The 19,057-nt window shown below is 60.5% G+C and carries 15 protein-coding genes, 1 tRNA gene and 1 pseudogene; 16 read left to right on the top strand and 1 reads right to left on the bottom strand.

The features are described from left to right. Window positions 1–139: 139 nt before the first annotated feature. The 4 genes from rho (at window position 140) to O3301_RS20565 (ending at window position 5,022) form a co-directional block, all read left to right on the top strand. Window positions 140–1,402, top strand: coding sequence for a transcription termination factor Rho (gene rho, locus O3301_RS20580; RefSeq protein WP_034746249.1), 1,263 nt, complete (start codon window positions 140–142; stop codon window positions 1,400–1,402). Window positions 1,403–1,695: 293 nt separating this feature from the next. Continuing rightward, on the top strand, window positions 1,696–1,965 hold the full coding sequence (locus O3301_RS20575; protein WP_034746247.1) for a type B 50S ribosomal protein L31: 270 nt from the start codon (window positions 1,696–1,698) through the stop codon (window positions 1,963–1,965). 152 nt (window positions 1,966–2,117) lie between these two features. After that, the gene (locus O3301_RS20570) at window positions 2,118–3,842 is read left to right on the top strand and encodes a glycosyltransferase family 39 protein (protein WP_305057345.1); all 1,725 of its coding nucleotides are present in this window, start codon (window positions 2,118–2,120) and stop codon (window positions 3,840–3,842) included. Between the two features lie 199 nt (window positions 3,843–4,041). Continuing rightward, complete coding sequence (locus O3301_RS20565) at window positions 4,042–5,022, top strand: choice-of-anchor A family protein (protein WP_251350165.1); 981 nt, start codon at window positions 4,042–4,044, stop codon at window positions 5,020–5,022. A gap of 73 nt (window positions 5,023–5,095) precedes the next feature. On the opposite strand, the gene O3301_RS20560 is transcribed toward O3301_RS20565, so the two are convergent. Then, window positions 5,096–6,775, bottom strand: coding sequence for an AMP-binding protein (locus O3301_RS20560; protein WP_305057344.1), 1,680 nt, complete (start codon window positions 6,773–6,775; stop codon window positions 5,096–5,098). Between the two features lie 132 nt (window positions 6,776–6,907). Here O3301_RS20560 and O3301_RS20555 point away from each other — a divergent pair, with 132 nt between their 5' ends. The 12 genes and pseudogenes from O3301_RS20555 to O3301_RS20510 all read left to right on the top strand — a co-directional run bounded on the left by O3301_RS20555 (window position 6,908) and on the right by O3301_RS20510 (window position 19,056). Then, on the top strand, window positions 6,908–9,271 hold the full coding sequence (locus tag O3301_RS20555) for a DNA polymerase II (RefSeq protein ID WP_305057343.1): 2,364 nt from the start codon (window positions 6,908–6,910) through the stop codon (window positions 9,269–9,271). Between the two features lie 274 nt (window positions 9,272–9,545). Beyond that, window positions 9,546–10,862, top strand: coding sequence for a hypothetical protein (locus tag O3301_RS20550; RefSeq protein ID WP_152282894.1), 1,317 nt, complete (start codon window positions 9,546–9,548; stop codon window positions 10,860–10,862). Between the two features lie 154 nt (window positions 10,863–11,016). Further along, window positions 11,017–11,103: transfer RNA gene (locus tag O3301_RS20545), tRNA-Leu, on the top strand. A gap of 173 nt (window positions 11,104–11,276) precedes the next feature. Beyond that, the gene (locus O3301_RS20540; RefSeq protein ID WP_305057342.1) at window positions 11,277–12,485 is read left to right on the top strand and encodes an integrase arm-type DNA-binding domain-containing protein; all 1,209 of its coding nucleotides are present in this window, start codon (window positions 11,277–11,279) and stop codon (window positions 12,483–12,485) included. A gap of 319 nt (window positions 12,486–12,804) precedes the next feature. Then, window positions 12,805–13,197, top strand: a complete 393-nt coding sequence (gene mobC, locus O3301_RS20535; RefSeq protein WP_152257874.1) for a plasmid mobilization relaxosome protein MobC — start codon at window positions 12,805–12,807, stop codon at window positions 13,195–13,197. Then, window positions 13,187–13,906 (top strand): annotated as a pseudogene (locus O3301_RS28610) (relaxase/mobilization nuclease domain-containing protein); the annotation flags it as partial. The gene mobC and the pseudogene O3301_RS28610, both read left to right, overlap by 11 nt. A gap of 22 nt (window positions 13,907–13,928) precedes the next feature. Then, window positions 13,929–14,429 carry an IncQ-type mobilization protein MobB gene (locus tag O3301_RS28605; protein ID WP_369812221.1) on the top strand — a complete coding sequence of 167 codons (501 nt, stop codon included), beginning with the start codon at window positions 13,929–13,931 and terminating at the stop codon, window positions 14,427–14,429. Then, entirely contained in the window at window positions 14,426–15,025 is a 600-nt protein-coding gene (locus tag O3301_RS28600; protein ID WP_369812220.1) for a DNA-primase RepB domain-containing protein, read from the top strand. Before O3301_RS28605 ends, O3301_RS28600 begins: the two co-directional genes overlap by 4 nt. A 598-nt stretch (window positions 15,026–15,623) precedes the next feature. Then, window positions 15,624–15,932 carry a hypothetical protein gene (locus O3301_RS20525; protein ID WP_305057340.1) on the top strand — a complete coding sequence of 103 codons (309 nt, stop codon included), beginning with the start codon at window positions 15,624–15,626 and terminating at the stop codon, window positions 15,930–15,932. 400 nt (window positions 15,933–16,332) lie between these two features. After that, window positions 16,333–16,737, top strand: a complete 405-nt coding sequence (locus O3301_RS20520; protein ID WP_305057339.1) for a hypothetical protein — start codon at window positions 16,333–16,335, stop codon at window positions 16,735–16,737. A gap of 76 nt (window positions 16,738–16,813) precedes the next feature. Further along, on the top strand, window positions 16,814–17,236 hold the full coding sequence (locus O3301_RS20515) for a hypothetical protein (protein ID WP_099667459.1): 423 nt from the start codon (window positions 16,814–16,816) through the stop codon (window positions 17,234–17,236). Window positions 17,237–17,994: 758 nt separating this feature from the next. Next, window positions 17,995–19,056: a radical SAM protein gene (locus O3301_RS20510; RefSeq protein WP_305057338.1), complete on the top strand. Its 1,062-nt coding sequence runs from the start codon at window positions 17,995–17,997 to the stop codon at window positions 19,054–19,056. Window position 19,057 lies beyond the last annotated feature (1 nt).

Below are 19,057 nucleotides of genomic sequence, written 5' to 3'. Positions count from 1 at the left end.
TGCGCCCGCAGCGCCGCCTGACTGGAACGACCGGGAAGCGGCTTTGCCCTCATTCGTGCACAGCCTTCCCCAATAATTAATCAACGCCACGCAGTCCCCTCCCCTACCTTTACATCCCGTCTCGGGACACTCAACACATATGCATTTATCCGAACTAAAGGCCCTACACGTATCCGCCCTGCTTGAGATGGCGATCGGTCTTGACATTGACAACGCAGCCCGCTTGCGCAAACAGGAGCTGATGTTCGCTATCCTGAAAAAACGCGCCAAGTCCGGCGAACAGATTTTTGGCGACGGCGCCCTGGAAGTGCTGCCTGACGGCTTCGGCTTCCTGCGCTCGCCCGACGCCAGCTACATGGCGTCCACCGACGACATTTACATCTCCCCTTCGCAAATCCGCCGCTTCAATCTGCACACCGGCGATTCGATCGAAGGCGAGGTACGGACCCCGAAAGATGGCGAACGCTATTTCGCATTGGTCAAAGTCGACAAGGTCAACGGCGAATCGCCGGAGATGTCGAAACACCGCATCCTGTTTGAAAACCTGACGCCGCTGCACCCGAACGAGCCGCTGCGCCTGGAACGTGAAATGAATGGCCAGGAAAACATCACCGGCCGCATCATCGACCTGATCGCCCCGATCGGCAAAGGCCAGCGCGGCTTGCTGGTGGCGTCGCCGAAATCCGGTAAATCCGTGATCCTGCAGCACATCGCCCATGCGATCACGGCCAACCACCCGGACATCACCCTGATCGTGCTGCTGATCGACGAACGTCCGGAAGAAGTTACCGAAATGCAACGTTCGGTACGCGGCGAAGTCGTCGCCTCGACCTTCGACGAGCCGGCCACGCGCCACGTGCAAGTGGCCGAGATGGTGCTGGAAAAAGCCAAGCGCCTGGTCGAAATGAAAAAAGACGTCGTGATCCTGCTGGACTCGATCACCCGCCTGGCACGCGCCTACAACACCGTGATCCCTGCCTCGGGCAAGGTCCTGACCGGTGGTGTCGACGCGAATGCGCTGCAACGTCCAAAACGCTTCTTCGGCGCCGCGCGCAATATCGAAGAAGGCGGCTCGCTGACCATCATCGCCACGGCGCTGATCGAAACGGGTTCGCGCATGGATGACGTGATCTTTGAAGAATTCAAGGGTACCGGCAACATGGAAGTGCATCTGGAACGCCGTTTGGCTGAAAAACGTGTCTATCCGGCAATTAACCTGAACAAATCGGGTACCCGCCGCGAAGAATTGCTGATCAAGCCGAACGAATTGCAAAAAATCTGGATTTTGCGCAAGTTGCTGTACTCGATGGACGAGATCGAGGCGATGGAGTTCATTCTGGACAAGATGAAAGCGACGAAAAACAACGCCGAATTCTTCGACATGATGCGCCGAGGGGGGTAAACCTACTGCGCGTCCCGCTCTACGGCCTGTGTTGCTCGCTGTACCTTCGTACAGCTGCGCTACTCGGCCGTATATCGGGCCTGCTCGCTACGGTTTCCCTCCCCTCGGTGGCACATATCCGTGCACTACCGGCCCAAGCCGCTCATCGAGCGGCTTTTTTATTGCCGTCCGCCGGAAAGCGCTATATAATCGACGGTTGCATTATTTTAAACCCTGGCAAGTGATCGGCAATCGGGTCAAGAAGCAGGACGACCGACGAAGTGCTGTTTGGCTACCAAACTAGAGAGAAGACCATGAAAGTCGATACCCATCCAGAATACCGCGAAGTTGTTTTCCACGATCTGTCGTGCGATTTCAAATTCGTTACCCGCTCGACCATCCAAACCCGCGAAAAAATCACCCACGACGGTAAAGAATACCCACTGGTGAAGATCGAGGTTTCGGCTGAATCGCACCCATTCTTCACGGGCAAGCACAAAATCGTCGATACCGCCGGTCGCGTCGAGAAGTTCCGTCAGAAGTTCGGTTCGGTTGGTTCGAAAACCGCAGTCGCAGCAGGCTAATTTTTGCCGCTTTGCGGCAAAAAAGGGCAGCTTCGGCTACCAGAGAAAAGGCAGCTACGGCTGCCTTTTTTGTCTTTGGCCGCTTTACTTTATACTCGCGCATACCCGACGCCATTCGTCGCGTCTTGCCACTATTCTGATACCGATTATCGATGAAGCCAGTCCGCCTTCCCGCCGCCGCCACACTCGCGCTGCCACGATGGGCCTTGTTTGCGCTTGGCCTGCTGTACATCCTGCCTGGCCTGATTGGCCGCGAACCGTGGAAGAACGATGATGCCGCCAGTTTCGGCATCATGTGGACCATGGCGCATGGCGGCCTGAACGACTGGCTGTGGCCCAACGTGGCCGGCCTGTCGCTGCCCGATGAAGGCCCGCTGGCCTTCTGGCTGGGCGCCATTTTCATCAAGCTGTTCGGCTGGGTCGACGGCGACGTCTTTGGCGCGCGCATGTCGACCATCGGCATCTTCGTCGTCAGCACCCTGTCCGTCTGGTACACCGCCTTCAACCTGGGACGCCGCAGCGATGCCCAGCCGCTGCGCCTGGCCTTTGGCGGCCAGCCCGAGCCGGACGACTTCGGCCGCACCCTGGCCGATGCCGCCGTGCTCATCTACCTGGGTTGCCTGGGCCTGCTGCAGCACAGCCACGACATCACGGCCGAAGCGCTGTACGTGTCCCTGATGGCCTACTTGCTGTACCGCGCCGTGCGCTACATGGAAGGCCCGTCCGTGCGCAATGCGGCCCTGCTGGGCCTGGCGATGGGCGGCCTGACCCTGGCGCGCGGCTGGATCACACCGGCGGCGCTGAGCATCGCCTTGCTGCTGTGCACTATCTTCCTGCGCCTGCCGTTGCTGCGCAGCATACGCCACCTGGCGCTGGCCATCCTGATCGGCATCGCGCTGACCCTCGTCTGGCTGCTGCCGGGCGAATGGCTGCTGCCGTACGGCCATTCGCCGCTGCACGCCTGGATGGAGTGGAATTGCCGCCAGTTCAGCGCTCCGAGTCTGAAAAGCGTGCAGTATTTCTTGCGTGTCGGCATCTGGTTCTTCTGGCCCGCATGGCCTTTCGCCGCCTGGGCCGTGTACGCCTGGCGCCGCCAGCACCACGTGCTGCACATCGTCGTGCCGCTGACTTTTGTTGCTATGTTGGCAATATTGGGCCTGTGCCATCCCGATCCCGACCCGAGCCAGTTGCTGCCCCTGCTGCCGCCGCTGGCCGTCATGGCCGCGTTTGGCTTGCTGACCATGAAGCGGGGCGCCATCAACGCCATCGACTGGTTCTCCGTAATGGTGCTGACCATCTGCGCCCTCGCGCTGTGGCTGTTCTGGTTTGCCATCCTGACCGGCTGGCCGCCAAAACTGGCGCACAACGCCCTGAAACTCATGCCAGGCTTCAAGCCCGAGCTGGACTTGCTGGCCTTTTTCGTGGCCGCCTGCGCCAGCGCGGGCTGGGTGGCGCTGGTGCACTGGCGCATCTCGCGCCAGCCGGCCGTGCTGTGGCGCGCCGTGGTGCTGTCGTCCGGCGGCCTGATCCTGATCTGGGTGCTGATCATGACCCTGTTCCTGCCGCCGCTGAACTACAGCAAGAGCTACGCCAGCGTGGCGCACCAGATTTCCGTCCACCTGCCGCCAGGCAGCAAGTGCATCAACAGCAACGTCGGCGCTGCCCAGCGCGCCTCGTTCGCCTACTTCGGCCACTTGCCGTTTGCCAGCGTGGGGCAGCAGGAATGCGATGTGTTCCTGTTGCAAGACAGCATCAAGGTTCCCGACAGCAAGGAACAATTGCCCGAGCACCACGGCGCGGACTGGATCAAGCTGTGGGAAGGGCGCCGCCCCACGGATGACGTGGAACGCTTCCGCCTGTACCAGCGCGTCAGGTAAGCAGCAAAAAAACCGGGCCTGGCCCGGTTTTTTTATGTCCGCAAGCCAAACACTGCCGACAGCAAAAGTGTTGCTTTTAAATATAGTTAATTACCTAAATTGAACTAGAATTGCTTTTTATATTATAATGATGGCTTGCGCGATGGCGGTGTCTTGCTTTCCCGCCCTATTCGTCCCCCAATTCACCATAAGGCTGTCCATGAAAAAATTTGCCACACGTACCTTGCCGCTCATCAGCGCCGCCCTGTTCGCCTTCTCCTTCAGCGCCTCGGCCCAGGCCACCGTGATTGACCTCGGCGTCGCCAACGGCTACTCGGCCTTCATCTTCGGCAACATCGGCAGCAGCAACGCCAGCGGCTTTACCAGCGTCAGCGGCAGCCTGGCCGCCGGCGGCAATATCTATCTGGAAGGCTACAGCGTCGGCACGAACAAGAAGCCGGGCAGCGCCGCCAACACACTGGTCGCAGGTAACAACCTGAACATCGGCGGCGGCAGCATCAACGGTACGGGCGTATATGGCGTGAGCAATGCCAACGGCACCGTGACGGCCCCATCGTGGTACCCAACGGGCACCTTCAGCAAGGGCAATGCTTCCACCCTGGACTTTGCAGCTGCCCAGCAGCAACTGACGACCCTGTCGGGCGATGTGGCCAAGCTGCAATCGAACGGCACCGTGATTTCGCAATACGGCGGCTTCAAGCTGGTAGGCGACATCAACGCCGACGTCAACGTCTTCACGATCAATGCAAACGACCTGCATAACCTGAGCCTGGACGTCTCGTCGCTGAAAAGCACGGCCAGCATCATCATCAACGGCACCGCCACCAACATCACCATGAGCGGCGGCTTCGACAATTTCGGCAGCTTTGCCGACCGTACGCTGCTGAACTTCGCCAATGCCACCACCACCAGCCTGAACAACGTTGGCATCAACGGCAGCATCCTGGCGCCGAACAGCGCGTTTTCCGGTTCGGGCAGCATGAACGGCACCCTGGTCGCCAATTCGGTCAGCTCGATCAATTATGGCCACGTCTCGATGAACGGCGCCGGCTTCAACACGGTGAACGTCTCGGCCGTGCCGGAACCAGGCACCTACGCCATGCTGCTGGCCGGCCTGGGCTTGCTGGCCTTCGTGCGCCGCCGCACGCCAGCGCGCGCACCGCAAGCCGCGATGGCCTGAGCTTTACGCTGAATCCATAAAAAACACCGGGCCGCGCGAGCGTCCCGGTGTTTTTTATGCGCTGGCGAAAGACTTAGTCCCCGCTCAGCCCCAGATCCGTCGCCACCTGCTTGCGCAGCAGGTATTTCTGGATCTTGCCCGTCACCGTCATGGGGAATTCCTCGACGAAGCGCACATAGCGGGGAATCTTGTAATAGGCGATCTGCCCATCGCAAAAGGCGCGGATGTCGTCGCTGGTGGCCTGCGTTCCCGGACGCAAGATGATGCAGGCGCATAACTCTTCACCATACTTGGCATCCGGCACGCCCACGCATTGCACGTCGAGCACGCTGGGGTGGCGGTACAGGAATTCCTCGACTTCGCGCGGATAGATGTTTTCGCCGCCGCGGATGACCATGTCCTTCGAACGGCCGACGATGCTGCAAAAGCCGTTGGCGTCGATCACGGCCAGGTCGCCCGTGTGCATCCAGCGCGCCGCATCGATGGCCTCACTGGTTTTTTCAGGATCGCCCCAGTAACCCTGCATCACGGAATAGCCGCGCGTGAGCAATTCGCCCTTTTCGCCGCGCGGCACGATGCGCCCTTCCGCATCGACGATTTTCACTTCCAGGTGCGGATGGACGCGGCCGATGGACGACACGCGCATTTCGCGCGGGTCTTCGATCGCCGTCTGGAAACTGACGGGCGACGTTTCCGTCATGCCATACGCGATGGTGATCTCCGCCATGTGCATCAATTCGATGACCCGCGTCATGACTTCCATCGGGCACGGCGAACCGGCCATGATGCCGGTGCGCAGCCTGGACAGGTCGTATTGCTTGAAGTCGGGATGGTCGAGGATGGCGATGAACATGGTCGGCACGCCGTGCAGCCCCGTGCAGCGCTCGGCCTGCACGGTTTCCAGCACGGCTTTCGGGTCGAAACCTTCGCCGGGAAACACCATGGCCGCGCCATGCGTGACGCAGGCCAGGTTGCCCAGCACCATGCCGAAGCAGTGGTACAGGGGCACGGGAATGCACAAGCGGTCCTGTTGCGTCAGGCGCATGGCTTCGCCGATGAAGAAACCGTTGTTCAGGATATTGTGATGCGTCAAGGTGGCACCCTTCGGCGCGCCCGTGGTGCCGGACGTGAACTGAATGTTGACGGCGTCGTCAAACTGCAAGGTCGCGCTCACTTCTTCCAGGTGCGCCAGGTCGGCGTCGGTAATGCCGTCCATCAAGGCATCGAAGTTGTGCATGCCGGGGGTGGCGGCCGCGCCCAGGCGGATGACATGGCGCAATTGCGGCAAGCGCGGCGACTGCAGGGCGCCGGCGCGCGAACGGGCGATTTCCGGCACCACGTCTTGCACGATGGCCAGGTAATCGCTGGACTTGAAGCTGGGTGACAGGATCAGCGCGCTGCATTGCACCTTGTCGAGCACGTATTCGAGTTCCGAACGCCGGTAGGCGGGGTTGATGTTGACCATGATCAAGCCAGCTTTCGCCGTGGCAAACTGCGTCAGCACCCATTCGGCGCAGTTTTGCGACCAGATGCCGACCCGGTCGCCCGGCTGCAAGCCCAGCTTCAGCAAGCCGGCGGCCAGGCGGTGCACGCGCTGCTGGAATTCCAGATACGTCCAGCGCACGTTCTGGTGCGCCACGATCAGGGCGTCGTGCTGGCCGTAGCGGGCGGCGATGCCGTCCAGGTAAGCGCCTATCGTTTCGCCGATCAACGGCGTCTCGTGGGCGCCATGTACATAACTCATTGCTTGCATGCTGTCTCCAGGGTAATGGCGCGACGCGCTCTTCTTATGGTCATCGACTACAAAAATTATAGCCGCAACCGCCCCCGCCCTGCACCGGCTTGCTGTAATGTGCAGGCCAGCACACCCGACATTCACGGCACCATGACAGGCAACACGCAGCACCCGCCCGAACAGGGCTTCATCCTGACCCGCCACTGGCGCGACACGCCCGCCGGCACGGAGGTCGATTTCTGGCTGGCAACGGATGCCGGGCCCCGCCACGTGCGCCTGCCCGTGCAGACGGCCGTCGCCTTCCTTCCCATGGAGCAACAGGAACAGGCGCAACAGCTGCTGCGCGGCGAGCGCCACGCGGAACTGCGTCCCCTGTCGCTGTGCGATTTCCACCATCGCCCCGTGCTGGGACTGTACTGCAAGCAATACCGGCATTTGCTGAAGCTGGAAAAGCAGCTGCGCGCGCACGGCATCGATGTGTATGAAGCGGACATCCGCCCGCCCGAGCGCTATCTGATGGAGCGTTTTATTACGGCGCCGGTGACATTCAGCGGAGAAACACTGCAGGAAGTGCAGCTGAAACCGGCGCCCGGCTACCGCCCCGCATTAAAACTGGTATCGCTCGATATCGAGACGACGGCCCACGGCGAGCTGTATTCGCTGGCCCTGGAAGGCTGCGGCCAGCGCCAGGTCTACATGCTGGGCCCGCCAAACGGCGTCGACGGGGAACGCGACTTCGACCTCGAATACTGCGACTCGCGCGCACAGATCCTCGAACGCCTGAACACGTGGATGGAGCGCCACGATCCGGACGCCATCATCGGCTGGAACCTGGTGCAGTTCGACTTGCGCGTGCTCAAGCAACATGCTGAGCGTTATCAAGTCCCGTTGAGGCTGGGACGGGGCGGCGCCGTGATGGAATGGCGCGAACATGGCGGCAAGCAGGAGCATTATTTTGCGGCCGCCGCGGGCCGGCTGATCATCGACGGCATCGAAGCGTTAAAATCGGCGACGTGGAATTTCTCCTCGTTCAGCCTGGAAAACGTGGCACAGACCTTGTTGGGCGAAGGCAAGTCCATCGACAATCCCTACCAGCGCATGGCCGAGATCGACCGGCGTTTCCGCGAAGACAAGCCGGCGCTGGCCCGCTACAACCTCAAGGATTGCGAGCTGGTCACGCGCATCTTCGCCAAGACCGAGCTGCTGACCTTCTTGCTGGAACGGGCCAGCGTGACGGGCCTGGCGGCCGACCGCAGCGGCGGCTCCGTGGCCGCCTTCGAACATTTGTACTTGCCGCTGATGCACCGGCAGGGTTACGTGGCGCCCAACCTGGGCGATATTTCCGGCGAAAACAGCCCCGGCGGCTTCGTCATGGATTCACAGTCGGGCCTGTACGATTCCGTGCTCGTGCTCGACTACAAAAGCCTGTACCCGTCCATCATCCGCACTTTCCTCATCGACCCCGTCGGCCTGGTGGTGGGCACCAGCGGCGATGAAGCCGACACCGTGCCCGGCTACCGGGGCGCGCAGTTTTCGCGTGTGAAACATTGCCTGCCGGCCATCGTGAAACAGGTGTGGCAGGGCCGCGAGATAGCCAAGCGCGAGCGTAACGCGCCGCTGTCGCAAGCCTTGAAAATCATCATGAACGCGTTTTACGGCGTGCTGGGCTCCAGCGGCTGCCGCTTTTTCGACCCGCGCCTCGCTTCGTCGATCACCCTGCGCGGCCACGACATCATGCACCGCACGCGGGAACTGATCACCGAACAAGGATATCAAGTCATCTACGGCGACACGGATTCCACCTTCGTGTGGCTGAAAACGGCACATACGGATGAAGAGGCGGGCAAGATCGGCCGCGCCCTCGTGACGCATGTGAACGCCTGGTGGGACCAGCATCTGCGCGAGGAATTCGGCCTGGAAAATGCGCTGGAACTGGAATTCGAGACGCATTACCGGCGTTTCCTGATGCCCACCATCCGCGGCTCGGAGGAAGGCAGCAAGAAGCGCTACGCGGGCCTGGTGGGCAAGCCCGACGGCAGCGAGCAGATGGTCTACAAGGGCCTGGAAACGGTGCGCAGCGACTGGACGCCGCTGGCGCAGCAATTCCAGCAAGCCTTGTACCTGCGCATCTTCCAGCGCGACGCCTACCAGGACTATGTGCGCGACTACGTGGCGCGCACGGTGCGCGGCGAATTCGATGCTTTATTGGTCTACCGCAAGCGCCTGCGCCGCCCGCTCGACGATTACCAGCGCAACGTGCCGCCCCACGTGCGCGCGGCGCGCACGGCCGACGCCTACAACCTGGCGCAGGGCCGGCCGCTGCAGTACCAGAACGGCGGCTGGATCAGCTATGTCATCACGGTGGCCGGGCCGGAACCGCTGGAAACGCAGCGCTCGCCCATCGACTACCACCATTACCTGACGCGCCAGCTGCAGCCGGTGGCCGACGCGATATTGCCCTTCCTGGGCGATGATTTTTCGCGCCTCGTGTCCGGCCAGCAGGATTTGTTTTAGATCAATTTTACTGACCAGCATGACAAAGCTGAGGTAATATCGGCGCCTGCCGGGCTTATCTGCCCCTGCCCAACAGGCGCTGTGCGCCGCGGCAGCGTAAAATACGCCATGGCGAAAGAATAAGAACTGCACGAAGAAGAAGATGCCATTCCAGACGAGAATCGTTCGCAACAGGATTTTCCACGCTGAAATGGCGCATAATTTCACACTATGTTGAACCAGCGGGCAGCGCGTTTAGCCGTCTGCCCCGCTAATTTTTGAATGAATTGATACCATGACCGAGATCACGTCCTTAAGAGACATCCCGCAAAAAAATATCTTCCGCAAGGGCGACACCTTTGTGCTGTTCGGCGAGCTGTTCGGCCGCGGCTATGTGAATGGCTTGCTGGACGAAGCGCGCAAGGCGGGCATGAATATCGTCGGCATGACGGTGGGCCGCCGCGATGAAAACATGGCGCTGCGCCCGCTGAACGCGGAAGAGCTGGCCGAAGCGGAAGCCAACCTGGGCGGCCGCATCATCAATGTGCCGCTGATGGCCGGTTTCGACCTGGACGCGCCTGCCGGCGAACCGACCCCGACGGCCCTGCTGGCCGACATGACCCTGAAAAGCTGGCAAGAAGACAAGCTGGACTGGGCACAGATCGAACGCTGCCGCGAAGCCGGCATCGCCCGCTTCAGCGCTTCCGTGGCGAAAGCCATGGCCGAACTGGACAGTCTGATTCCTGACGGCAGCAATGTGTATTTCGCCCACACCATGGCTGGCGGCATTCCGAAGGTCAAGGTCTTCCTGGCGATTGCCAACCGCATCTACAAAGGCCGCGGCGAGCGCTTCATGTCCTCGCGCGCCCTGCTCGACAGCGACCTGGGCAAGCTGATCCTGATGAACTTCGACGAAGTCACGGCCAACACGCTGCAACACCTGATCGACGGCAGCGCTGCCATCCGCGCCCGCATCGAGCAGACGGGCGGCCAGGTGCGCTACAGCGCCTATGGCTACCACGGCACGGAGATCTTGATCGACGGCAAGTACCAGTGGCAAACGTACAGCAACTACACGCAAGGCCTGGCCAAGATGCGCCTGGAAAACGTGGCCAAGGCTGCGTGGGAAAAAGGCATCAAGGCGACCGTCTTCAATTGCCCGGAAATCCGCACGAATTCGTCCGACATTTTCGTCGGCGTGGAACTGTCGCTGTTCCCCCTGCTCGACGCGCTGAAAAAAGAAGGCGGCGCAGCCTGGGCCGAAGAGCAATGGAAAATCTGCCAGGGCTTGCTGGAAGACGGCGTTTCGCTGCAAGACTTGCTCGACCGTATCGCCGCCTACAACGGCGACGCCACCAGCGTGCAATTCCGCAACTTCGCCGCCTGGCCGATGGACAACACGCCAGAGCTGGCCGAGGTCATGATCGGCACCTCGGACGACATCACCAAGCTGCACAAGGACCGCAAGGAACTGATCACCGACCACCTGAGCTCGCTGGTCCTGGAAGGCACGGGCCCGCTGATGTTCCACGCCATGTCGGAGCCGCAAGCGCCCGTCGTCTGGCTCAACCACGACATCATCGCGCGCCAGCTGAACTCCGTGCATAACTGATTCCAGCATCGCCGCAGCCTGACCACGCCGTCCCCGGTTCGCGCCCGGGACGGCGTTTTTCATGCAAGGATAGTGCCCGATAAATGGGCTAAACCGTTTGCCAAGCAAAAAACTTGCCGGATCACGATAAATCAGTGATAATGCGTCTCGCGTTGCCGGGATGGCGGAATAGGTAGACGCACGGGACTCAAAATCCCGCGCTGGAAACAGCGTGCCGGTTCGATTCCGGCTCCCGGCACCAGAACACAGCAGTAAAAGCTCGAAAAACATCCAGAAACCCGCCTTCGTCATAGGAGAGCGGGTTTTTTGTTGTCCGTATTTGTCCATCGGCGTACATTCAAAGCCATGAATTTTGTTGGTACTTTTTGCTGGATTTAGGATTTTCTCTAAAAAAATACCATCAGGGAGTGCGCCATGCCACTGTCCGATCTGCTTATCCGCCATGCCGTCTACAAGGGCACGCCCAGCGGCGACAAGTATCCCGACCTGTACGGCATGTACCTGCTGGTCACCCGTACCGGCAAGTACTGGCGGTTGAATTACCGCCATGCCGGCAAGCAAAAAACACTGGCCCTGGGCGTCTACCCCCGCGTGAGCCTGGCCCAGGCGCGGCGCAAGGCTGAGGACGCGCGCAAGGCGCTGGCCGAAGGGATCGATCCGAACGGCGTCAAGCGCGCGCAGAAGGCCGAGCAGCGCAGCGCTGCCTTGAATACCTTCGACAAGCTGGCGCGCCAGTGGCTGCTCACCATCCAGCGCAACGGCAGCGCCAGCACGCAAAAGAAAGTCGGCAACTGGCTCGAAGGCGACGTCATCCCCTACCTGGGCAAGATGCCGCTCAACACCATCCGCCCGCGCGATGTGCTGCGCGTGGTGCAGCGCGTCGAGGCGCGCGGCGCGATCGATTCGGCGCACCGCATCAAGCAGCTGTGCGGCCAGGTGCTGCGCTTCGGCGTGGCGATGGACCTCGTCGAGCGCGACGTCACGGCAGACCTGAAAGGCGCATTGACGCCGGTGCCAAGAACGCACTACCCGGCACTGACGGAACCGGGCGATGTCGCGCCGCTGCTGCGCGCCATTTATGGCTACCACGGCCATGTCACGGCGGTGGCGGCGCTGAAACTGGCGCCCATGCTGTTCGTGCGTCCCGGCGAATTGCGCGCCGCCGAATGGAGCGAAATCCATCTCGATGCCGCCGAGTGGCGCATCCCGGCCAAGAAAATGAAAATGCAGCTCGAACACCTGGTGCCGCTGCCGACACAGGCCGTGGCGATCCTGCGCGCGCTGCAGCCTGTCACCGGTGAAGGCCGCTACGTGTTTCCCGGCCTGCGCAGCGGCCAGCGCTGCATGAGCGAAAACACCATCAACGCGGCACTGCGGTCCCTGGGCTATGCCAAGGAAGTCATGACCGGCCACGGTTTCCGCGCCATGGCCCGCACCATCCTCGACGAAGTGCTGCAGGAGCGCGTGGACCTGATCGAGCACCAGCTGGCGCACAGCGTCATCGACCCGAACGGGCGCGCCTACAACCGCACGGCGCACCTGCCTGCGCGCCGCGCCATGATGCAGCGCTGGGCCGACTATCTCGACGCCCTGCGCGACGGCGTCGCCACGCCGCCAGCCTGACGGCGACGCCCGCCTGGAGAAAGAAAACCAGCGGCGGCGCTGGCCCGTACAGGTGCGGCGAGACGCATGCCTGTCGCCACCGCGCCACGATAGGCGACACGGCGTGCGTCCACCCGCATCCGCCGTCGTCCTGTTTCGCGACAGCGCCCGCGCTGTTTGATATCGCATAAGGAAAGCGGCGGGCACGCGCCTACATTAAAGACCGGGGAGCCGCGGGCGCGTGGGCTGGCGAGGAGCAAGCCATGTTTTCGCTTCGCTCAAACCGGCTTGCCCTGCGGGGCCATCCTCGCTGCGCTCGCCCACCACGCCAGGAGCATCGATGCACGCCGAGACCACGCCACGCAAGCGACAAGGCGGCCGCCCGAAGGGCGACCCGGCCGCCGTGCGCGGCGCCACCATCGGCGTGCGCGTCTCGGCCGCCGAACATGCGGCGCTGCTGGAACGCGCCGCCCGCATGCAGATGCGTCCCGCGCAATGGCTGCGCGCCGCAGCGCTGGCGCGCGCCTTGCCCTCGCCGCCCGTCGCCGCCATCAACCGCGAACACTACGTGGAACTGGCCCGCCTGGCGTCCAACCTGAATCAGTTGACCCATCTCGCCAACGAGGGCGGCCGCGTCGCCGTGGCCGACGCCCTGCTGCAGCGGCTGATCGCGGAAACGCGCCGCCTGCGGCTGGCACTGCTGGGCGTGAAGGAGCAGGACGATGATCGCTAAGGCCATCAAGGGACGCGGCTTTCGCGGCGTGCTGGCGTATGACCTGGGCAAGGAGCAGGCGCGCGTGATCGACACCAACATGACCGGCCGCACGCCGCGCGAACTGGCGCAGGAATTCGGCGCCGTGCGCAAGCTGCGCCCAGGCCTGGGCAAGGCGGTGCTGCACGTGTCGCTGTCGGCCGCGCCGGGAGAGCAGCTGTCCGACACCCAGTGGACGCAGATCGCGGGCCGCTATCTGGCGGGCATGGGCCTGGACGACAACCAGTACCTGCTGACGCGCCATGCCGACACCCGGCATGAGCACGTGCACCTGCTGGTCAACCGCGTCCGCTGCGATGGCGGCGTGACCAGCGACAGCCACGACTACCGGCGCCAGGAAAGCATCATGCGCGCCGTCGAACGCGACTTCGGCCTGCAGCAGCTGCGCCCCTCCGTCGAGGCGCCGCGCCGCGCGGCGAGCCGGGGCGAGATCGAGGCAGGACTGCGCACCGGCATCGCCTCGACACGGCAACGGCTGCAGCAACTGTGCGACGCCGCCATCACCGGCTGCGCCAGTTTCACCGCTTTCATGCAGCGCCTGGCGGCGGCGGGCGTGGCCCTGGTGCCGGTAACGCAGCGCAATGACAGCACCCTGGCGGGCCTGTCCTACCGCCTCGATGGCGTGCTGATGAAGGGCAGCGACCTGGGACGCGGATACAGCCCGATGGGGCTGGCGAAACGAGGAGTCCACTATGACAAAGAGCGAGACCTTGCGGCAGTTGGCCACTGCCGAGAACACGGCGCAGCTGGACGCGCTGGCGTACAACATGGCGCAGCTGCACCAGGCGAAGCTGGCCAGCGCCGAGGAGCTGGCGGCGACCCTGGAGCCGCTGGCGCAGGCGATGGCGGCCCTGACGGACGAGACGCGCCAGACGATGCAGCAGCTGGGCCTCGACGGCACGCGCCAGGGGGAACAGTTCCGGCGCCAGATCGAGGCGGCGACGAGCGCCTGGCGCAGCGCGGAACAGGCGGCGCGAGAGAGAGCCCAGGCAATCGACTGCAGCAGCCGTACGCTGTCGCAGCGCCAGTATCTGCTGGCCGCGCTGGTGGGCATGATGACGGGGCTGCTCGCCAGCGCATTGTGGCTCTGTCTGGCACCTGCCCCCAGGCTGCAGAACGTGCTGGACGCGCGGCAGCTGGCCGCGCTGATCCGGCCCGCGACCGCAGCCTGGAAGCCGTGCGCGGACAAATGACGGCACTGGGCTGCGCGCAGTTCGTCGTCAGGCTGGTGCAGGCAAGGGACGGCAAAGAAGAGATGCGGCAGTGGAGCGAACTGGAACTGCTGCGCAGCCTGGCCTGGCTCAAGCGCATGAATGCGCGCGGCTACGACGTCACCCTGCGCCCCGCAGGCCCCCATGGCCTGCTGCTGCTCGACGGCTTGCAAGAGGCAGACTTGCAGCGCCTGGACGCGCGCGGCTGGCACAGCGCCGCCGTGGTGGAAGTGCAGCATGGCCGCTTGCAGGCCTGGATCAAACTGTCCGGCCAGCCAGTCGCCGACGCCTTGCGCCACCAGGCGGCATCCCGCCTGGCGTCCGACCTTTTCCGCAGTGGCAGCGCCATCACGGTCGCCGAATTTGGCGTGCTGGCCGGATTGACCTGCCACGCGCCGGGCATGGCCGAAGGGCCAGCGGCACGCTATGCGCTGCTGCAGGCATCGAGCGGAACAGTGGCAACCGCGGCAGCGCCCTGCCTGGAGCGCATGGCGCACCTGCCGGACCCATCGCCACCGCCCAGGCTGGCCGTGCCGCAGGGCGTAGCCCGGAAGCGCTCAAGCGGGCGCGCCAGATAATCAGCATGCCGGTGCTGGCGGCCCCAGCAGCCGCGTTACCGATTGCATTTCGGCATGGATTCGATCGTCTGGCGCATGGGAAAGGCATTTGCCCGGGCGTGACAATGCGTGTAGTTTTCCGTTTGGCAATTTGCTATTCTCGGGGGCGCTTGTCGGCTACGGCTTTAATTAGTTAATGACGGCAAGCGGCCAAAAGCAGCCTTTCGATTGAAAATTCGAGATAGAGAGCTATGAGTAGTATTGGATTGATTTTTCGAGAATCGCGGCAGCTGGATACAGTGCCGAACAACTGGATTCCGGAGCCGCTTGGCGTACGTTCTAATGTCACTGAGATTGTAGAGGGCATCTTACGAGCGGTTCCGATGGACAGCCTGGCCTTAACTGTGGCAGTTGAAAGCGAAGATGAAAATGCAGACCCGAGAACTATATCGGTATCGGGAGTATGGGGGGATGACGAGAGGTCGGTACTCCGAGCACTATGTTTAGCATTAGACGCTAAATTTTATGATGCGGAAGCAGCTGATTTCATCGAGCTGTGAGCCTGCAATCGGCCAGGAGCAGACTGTCATTTTTATAGCCGGAAAACAGGATAGTATTGATGGTTAGCATCGAGATAGAGAAGAGAAAGGCTGTTCGACTACAGTATCGTGAGCTCTTCGATGCGCTATCAAAGCTACTGTTCGAGGCTGACCCAATTGGTATTAATTTTGAAACGAACACTGACGAATACGAACCAGAGGTCGGGACAATTATTCCCCGACTGAGGCATGCCAAATCTGAAGCCGATGTGCAACTTATAGTTCACGAGGAATTTTGTAGATGGTTCGACAGCGAGACTGCCGGGCCGATAACCGATTATCGTGACCTCGCTTCTCAAATTTGGGATGAATGGCTACGATGCAAATAATTGCAGTAGGGCTGACGGCGGCCTTCGGCCAGAAGCGGACGACTGACATGACCCTTCATTACTCAATTTAAGTATGCCAAGTTACGTAAAAAGACACTGGGACGAGACTAGAGGCGACAGGTACGAAGCATGGGGCACGTCCTGGTGGTACTTTGAAGTCGATGGTGCAGGCTGGGTTACCCGACAAATTGAACAGTACGATTCTGGTCCGCTACTTTGCTATAGTGCCGAGCATGAGAGCGACGAATTTGGCGGAATCTCAGAAAAGCCTCTCGATTTAACGGAGCCAGGGTACAGTGCGATCTCCCATCAAGAGTTCGAATCAATTTGGAGAGCCGCGTAGTGCTTCCGTTATCGGCCAAGAGCAGACGGCCTCGCAATTTTTATCTCATAGGAATAAATGAAGCACTTTATTAATGCGCAACTAGGGAGCGACGACTTTCGTCAGCAGTTTGCTGCAATACGGAACGCGTTTCTCTTGCGAATTGAAGAGGCCGCATCCTTGATGCCAAGCTGTGAGTTTCGTGCTTGCGACATTTCTGGGGAGCCGATCGCTTGGATATGGAATGCAGAAGTATTTCAAAATACTGGCGTGGCGGGCTCACTGGTAGACGCAAAGGGCTTCGCTGCAAACATGATTAACTCCGGGATGAAGTTTGCTTTTGGTACTTGCCAGCACGACGGCAAGGAAATCATTTGGCTGACAACTTGGGAAGAACCTGAACAAGGCCCATTGTGGCCGAGCGGAGTGAAGATTCTGAAAAGTGAAGCGCACGACGGAGTTCAGATCGGGATACGCAAGTAGCGAAGGCCGGCGACTAAAAACGGCCAGAAGCGGACAGTCGGCAATTGACCAATAAAGCTTTACTCAGAAAGTCAGCATGTCTCACCGTGATCCTTTTGATGTTATTTCATCCACCGTTGATCTGGATGATCCGGTAGAGCACGGTGATGCTCAACGCTTTATGGTTAACGCCCTGGCTCGGGTGATCGAATGTCTACCCGTTACCGCGCAGTCTTCTGTTTTGGCTGCTAAACGATATCTTGAGGGCGCGGCAACGGATAGCGAGGCCATAGCTGTCCGGGTGAGGCTTTGGGAGACCATCCGAGGACGCGATATGTCGGATGACCCTGAGGTGTTGCGTATCAGAACCACGATTTGTGCGCTGCACGGCATGGACGCTGAAGCACCTTACGACAAGTTGGAATACTTTCTGTTTTTTTGGGAGCGCAGCGGCTTAAGCATGGTCGAACTAGCTGGAGCTATGTTCGACACATACGGCGTTGTTTATCACGACGCTTAATCGGCTGCGGTGGCATATGTCGAATGCGTCAGATCTATGTCTGCTTCGGGGCGTAAGCGGACACCGCAATAGAGAGGCCGCCGCCTCAAAAAAATCGCAGCAATTTTCGGCCATGCTTTTCAAGAAAGCGTTCCCTCGCTGCCGATGCTTGCTGGGAAGAAAATACAAAATCAAAAAAATTCATCGGGAGTGCTAGCATTTGACTTTTTTGTACTAAACTATTTGTCTGAAGTCACCAGCAACCGCTCCAAATGGAATGGTAACGAAGAACTTTTTCTCCAATGATGGTATTTATGATGGTATTTTTGGATATTTGCTGAATTCTCATAGCAGTTTTCGATTCCGGCTCCCGCACCACCAGACATCGCAACACCAGAAAACAACCACTCATTCTCAGAATCGGGTGGTTTTTTTTCGCCTGATTTTCCACGCTTTCGCCGCCCCCTCCGTGTCAAATGCGCACCCTGTGCACCCAACTTGCTAGTCACGCGCCGCAGCACCGGCCGCGCAGGCCCTGCAAACGGCGGAAATGGAGTATTTCATGCTGTCAAGAAAATCTTGCATTGCAATAAAAAGATGTGGCTTAAAAGTAAATTAATTTATAGCCAATATTTCATTTTGCCGGAGCAAGCGGCATACTAAGGCCTCAGGCCCTCGCCCATTTTACGGCTCACGCCTGGGCATGCAAGCTGCCATCATGCCTCGCTGTACAGGATGTTCAATGTCCATAAATTTTTCGATCTTACCTTCCGGTGCCTATGAACTCCCTCTCTGAACTTGCGTCCGCCACGAAGCACAATGACTTCGCCTATTTTCGTGAACTCAATGCGCGGCTGGGAACCCTCAAGGCGGCCAACTATGATGTGGCGTCAAAATGCAATTTGCGTTGCGAGGGCTGCCTCTTCTTCGAAGGCGAGGAGAACGAAGGACACGAAGATAGCCGTTCGCTTGCCGAATGGGATGCCCTGTTTGCCGCCGATGCGGCGCGTGGCGTCACGCTGGCCTACATGGCGGGCGCGGAACCGAGCCTGGTGCCCGACAGGCTGCGTGCGGCCCAAAAATACATCCCGCATGGCATTGTGTTTACCAATGGCACGATACGCTTGCCGGACGATATCTTTTATCGCATCCATATCTCTTCCTGGGGGGTCGATGAAATCGGCAGTTCATTGCGTGCCGGCGACGTGCTGACCAAGGCGATGAACAACTACCGCGACGACCCGCGTGCCGTTTGCGTGTTTACCATTACCTCCCTGAATATCAATCAGATCATGATCATGGCAGAGCTTGCCAACAGTCACGGCTTGCCGCTCACCTTCAGCTATTTCAGCCCCACCACCCGCTATCTGGACAAGCTGGAAAACAAGGCCGATAACGACAAGGCGTATTTCCGCATCAGCAGTGCCACGCAAAGCCTGGCCCTGACGCAAGCCGATTTTGCCCATGCACGCGCGGAAATTGTGCGCGCCATGCTGGCCTATCCGGAAACGGTGCAATACTCCCTGCACTATGACGACTGGGTCACGGGCGACAAGCTCTATGACATCGATCCCGTCACCAAGATCGCCAGGAACTGCGGTTTCCGCGTCACCAAGCAAGTGCATGTGCATGTCGATCATCAACCGGGCAAGGGCAAGTGCTGCAGTTCGAATATCGATTGCAGCAACTGCCGCGCATATGCGATGGGACAATCGACCTATCTGTCACGTATCCGTGAAGCCGTCAGAAAACCGGAAGAGCTCGCCAAATGGCTGGAAGTGCGGGAAATCTGGGCCAAGCTGTTTTTGAACGCCAACAACTCGGCCAAGGCCCCCCTGTAAT

This window comes from Janthinobacterium sp. SUN211 (assembly GCF_030587315.1).
Lineage (GTDB): Bacteria > Pseudomonadota > Gammaproteobacteria > Burkholderiales > Burkholderiaceae_D > Janthinobacterium > Janthinobacterium kumbetense.
This window is presented reverse-complemented; position numbering and strand designations above follow the sequence as displayed.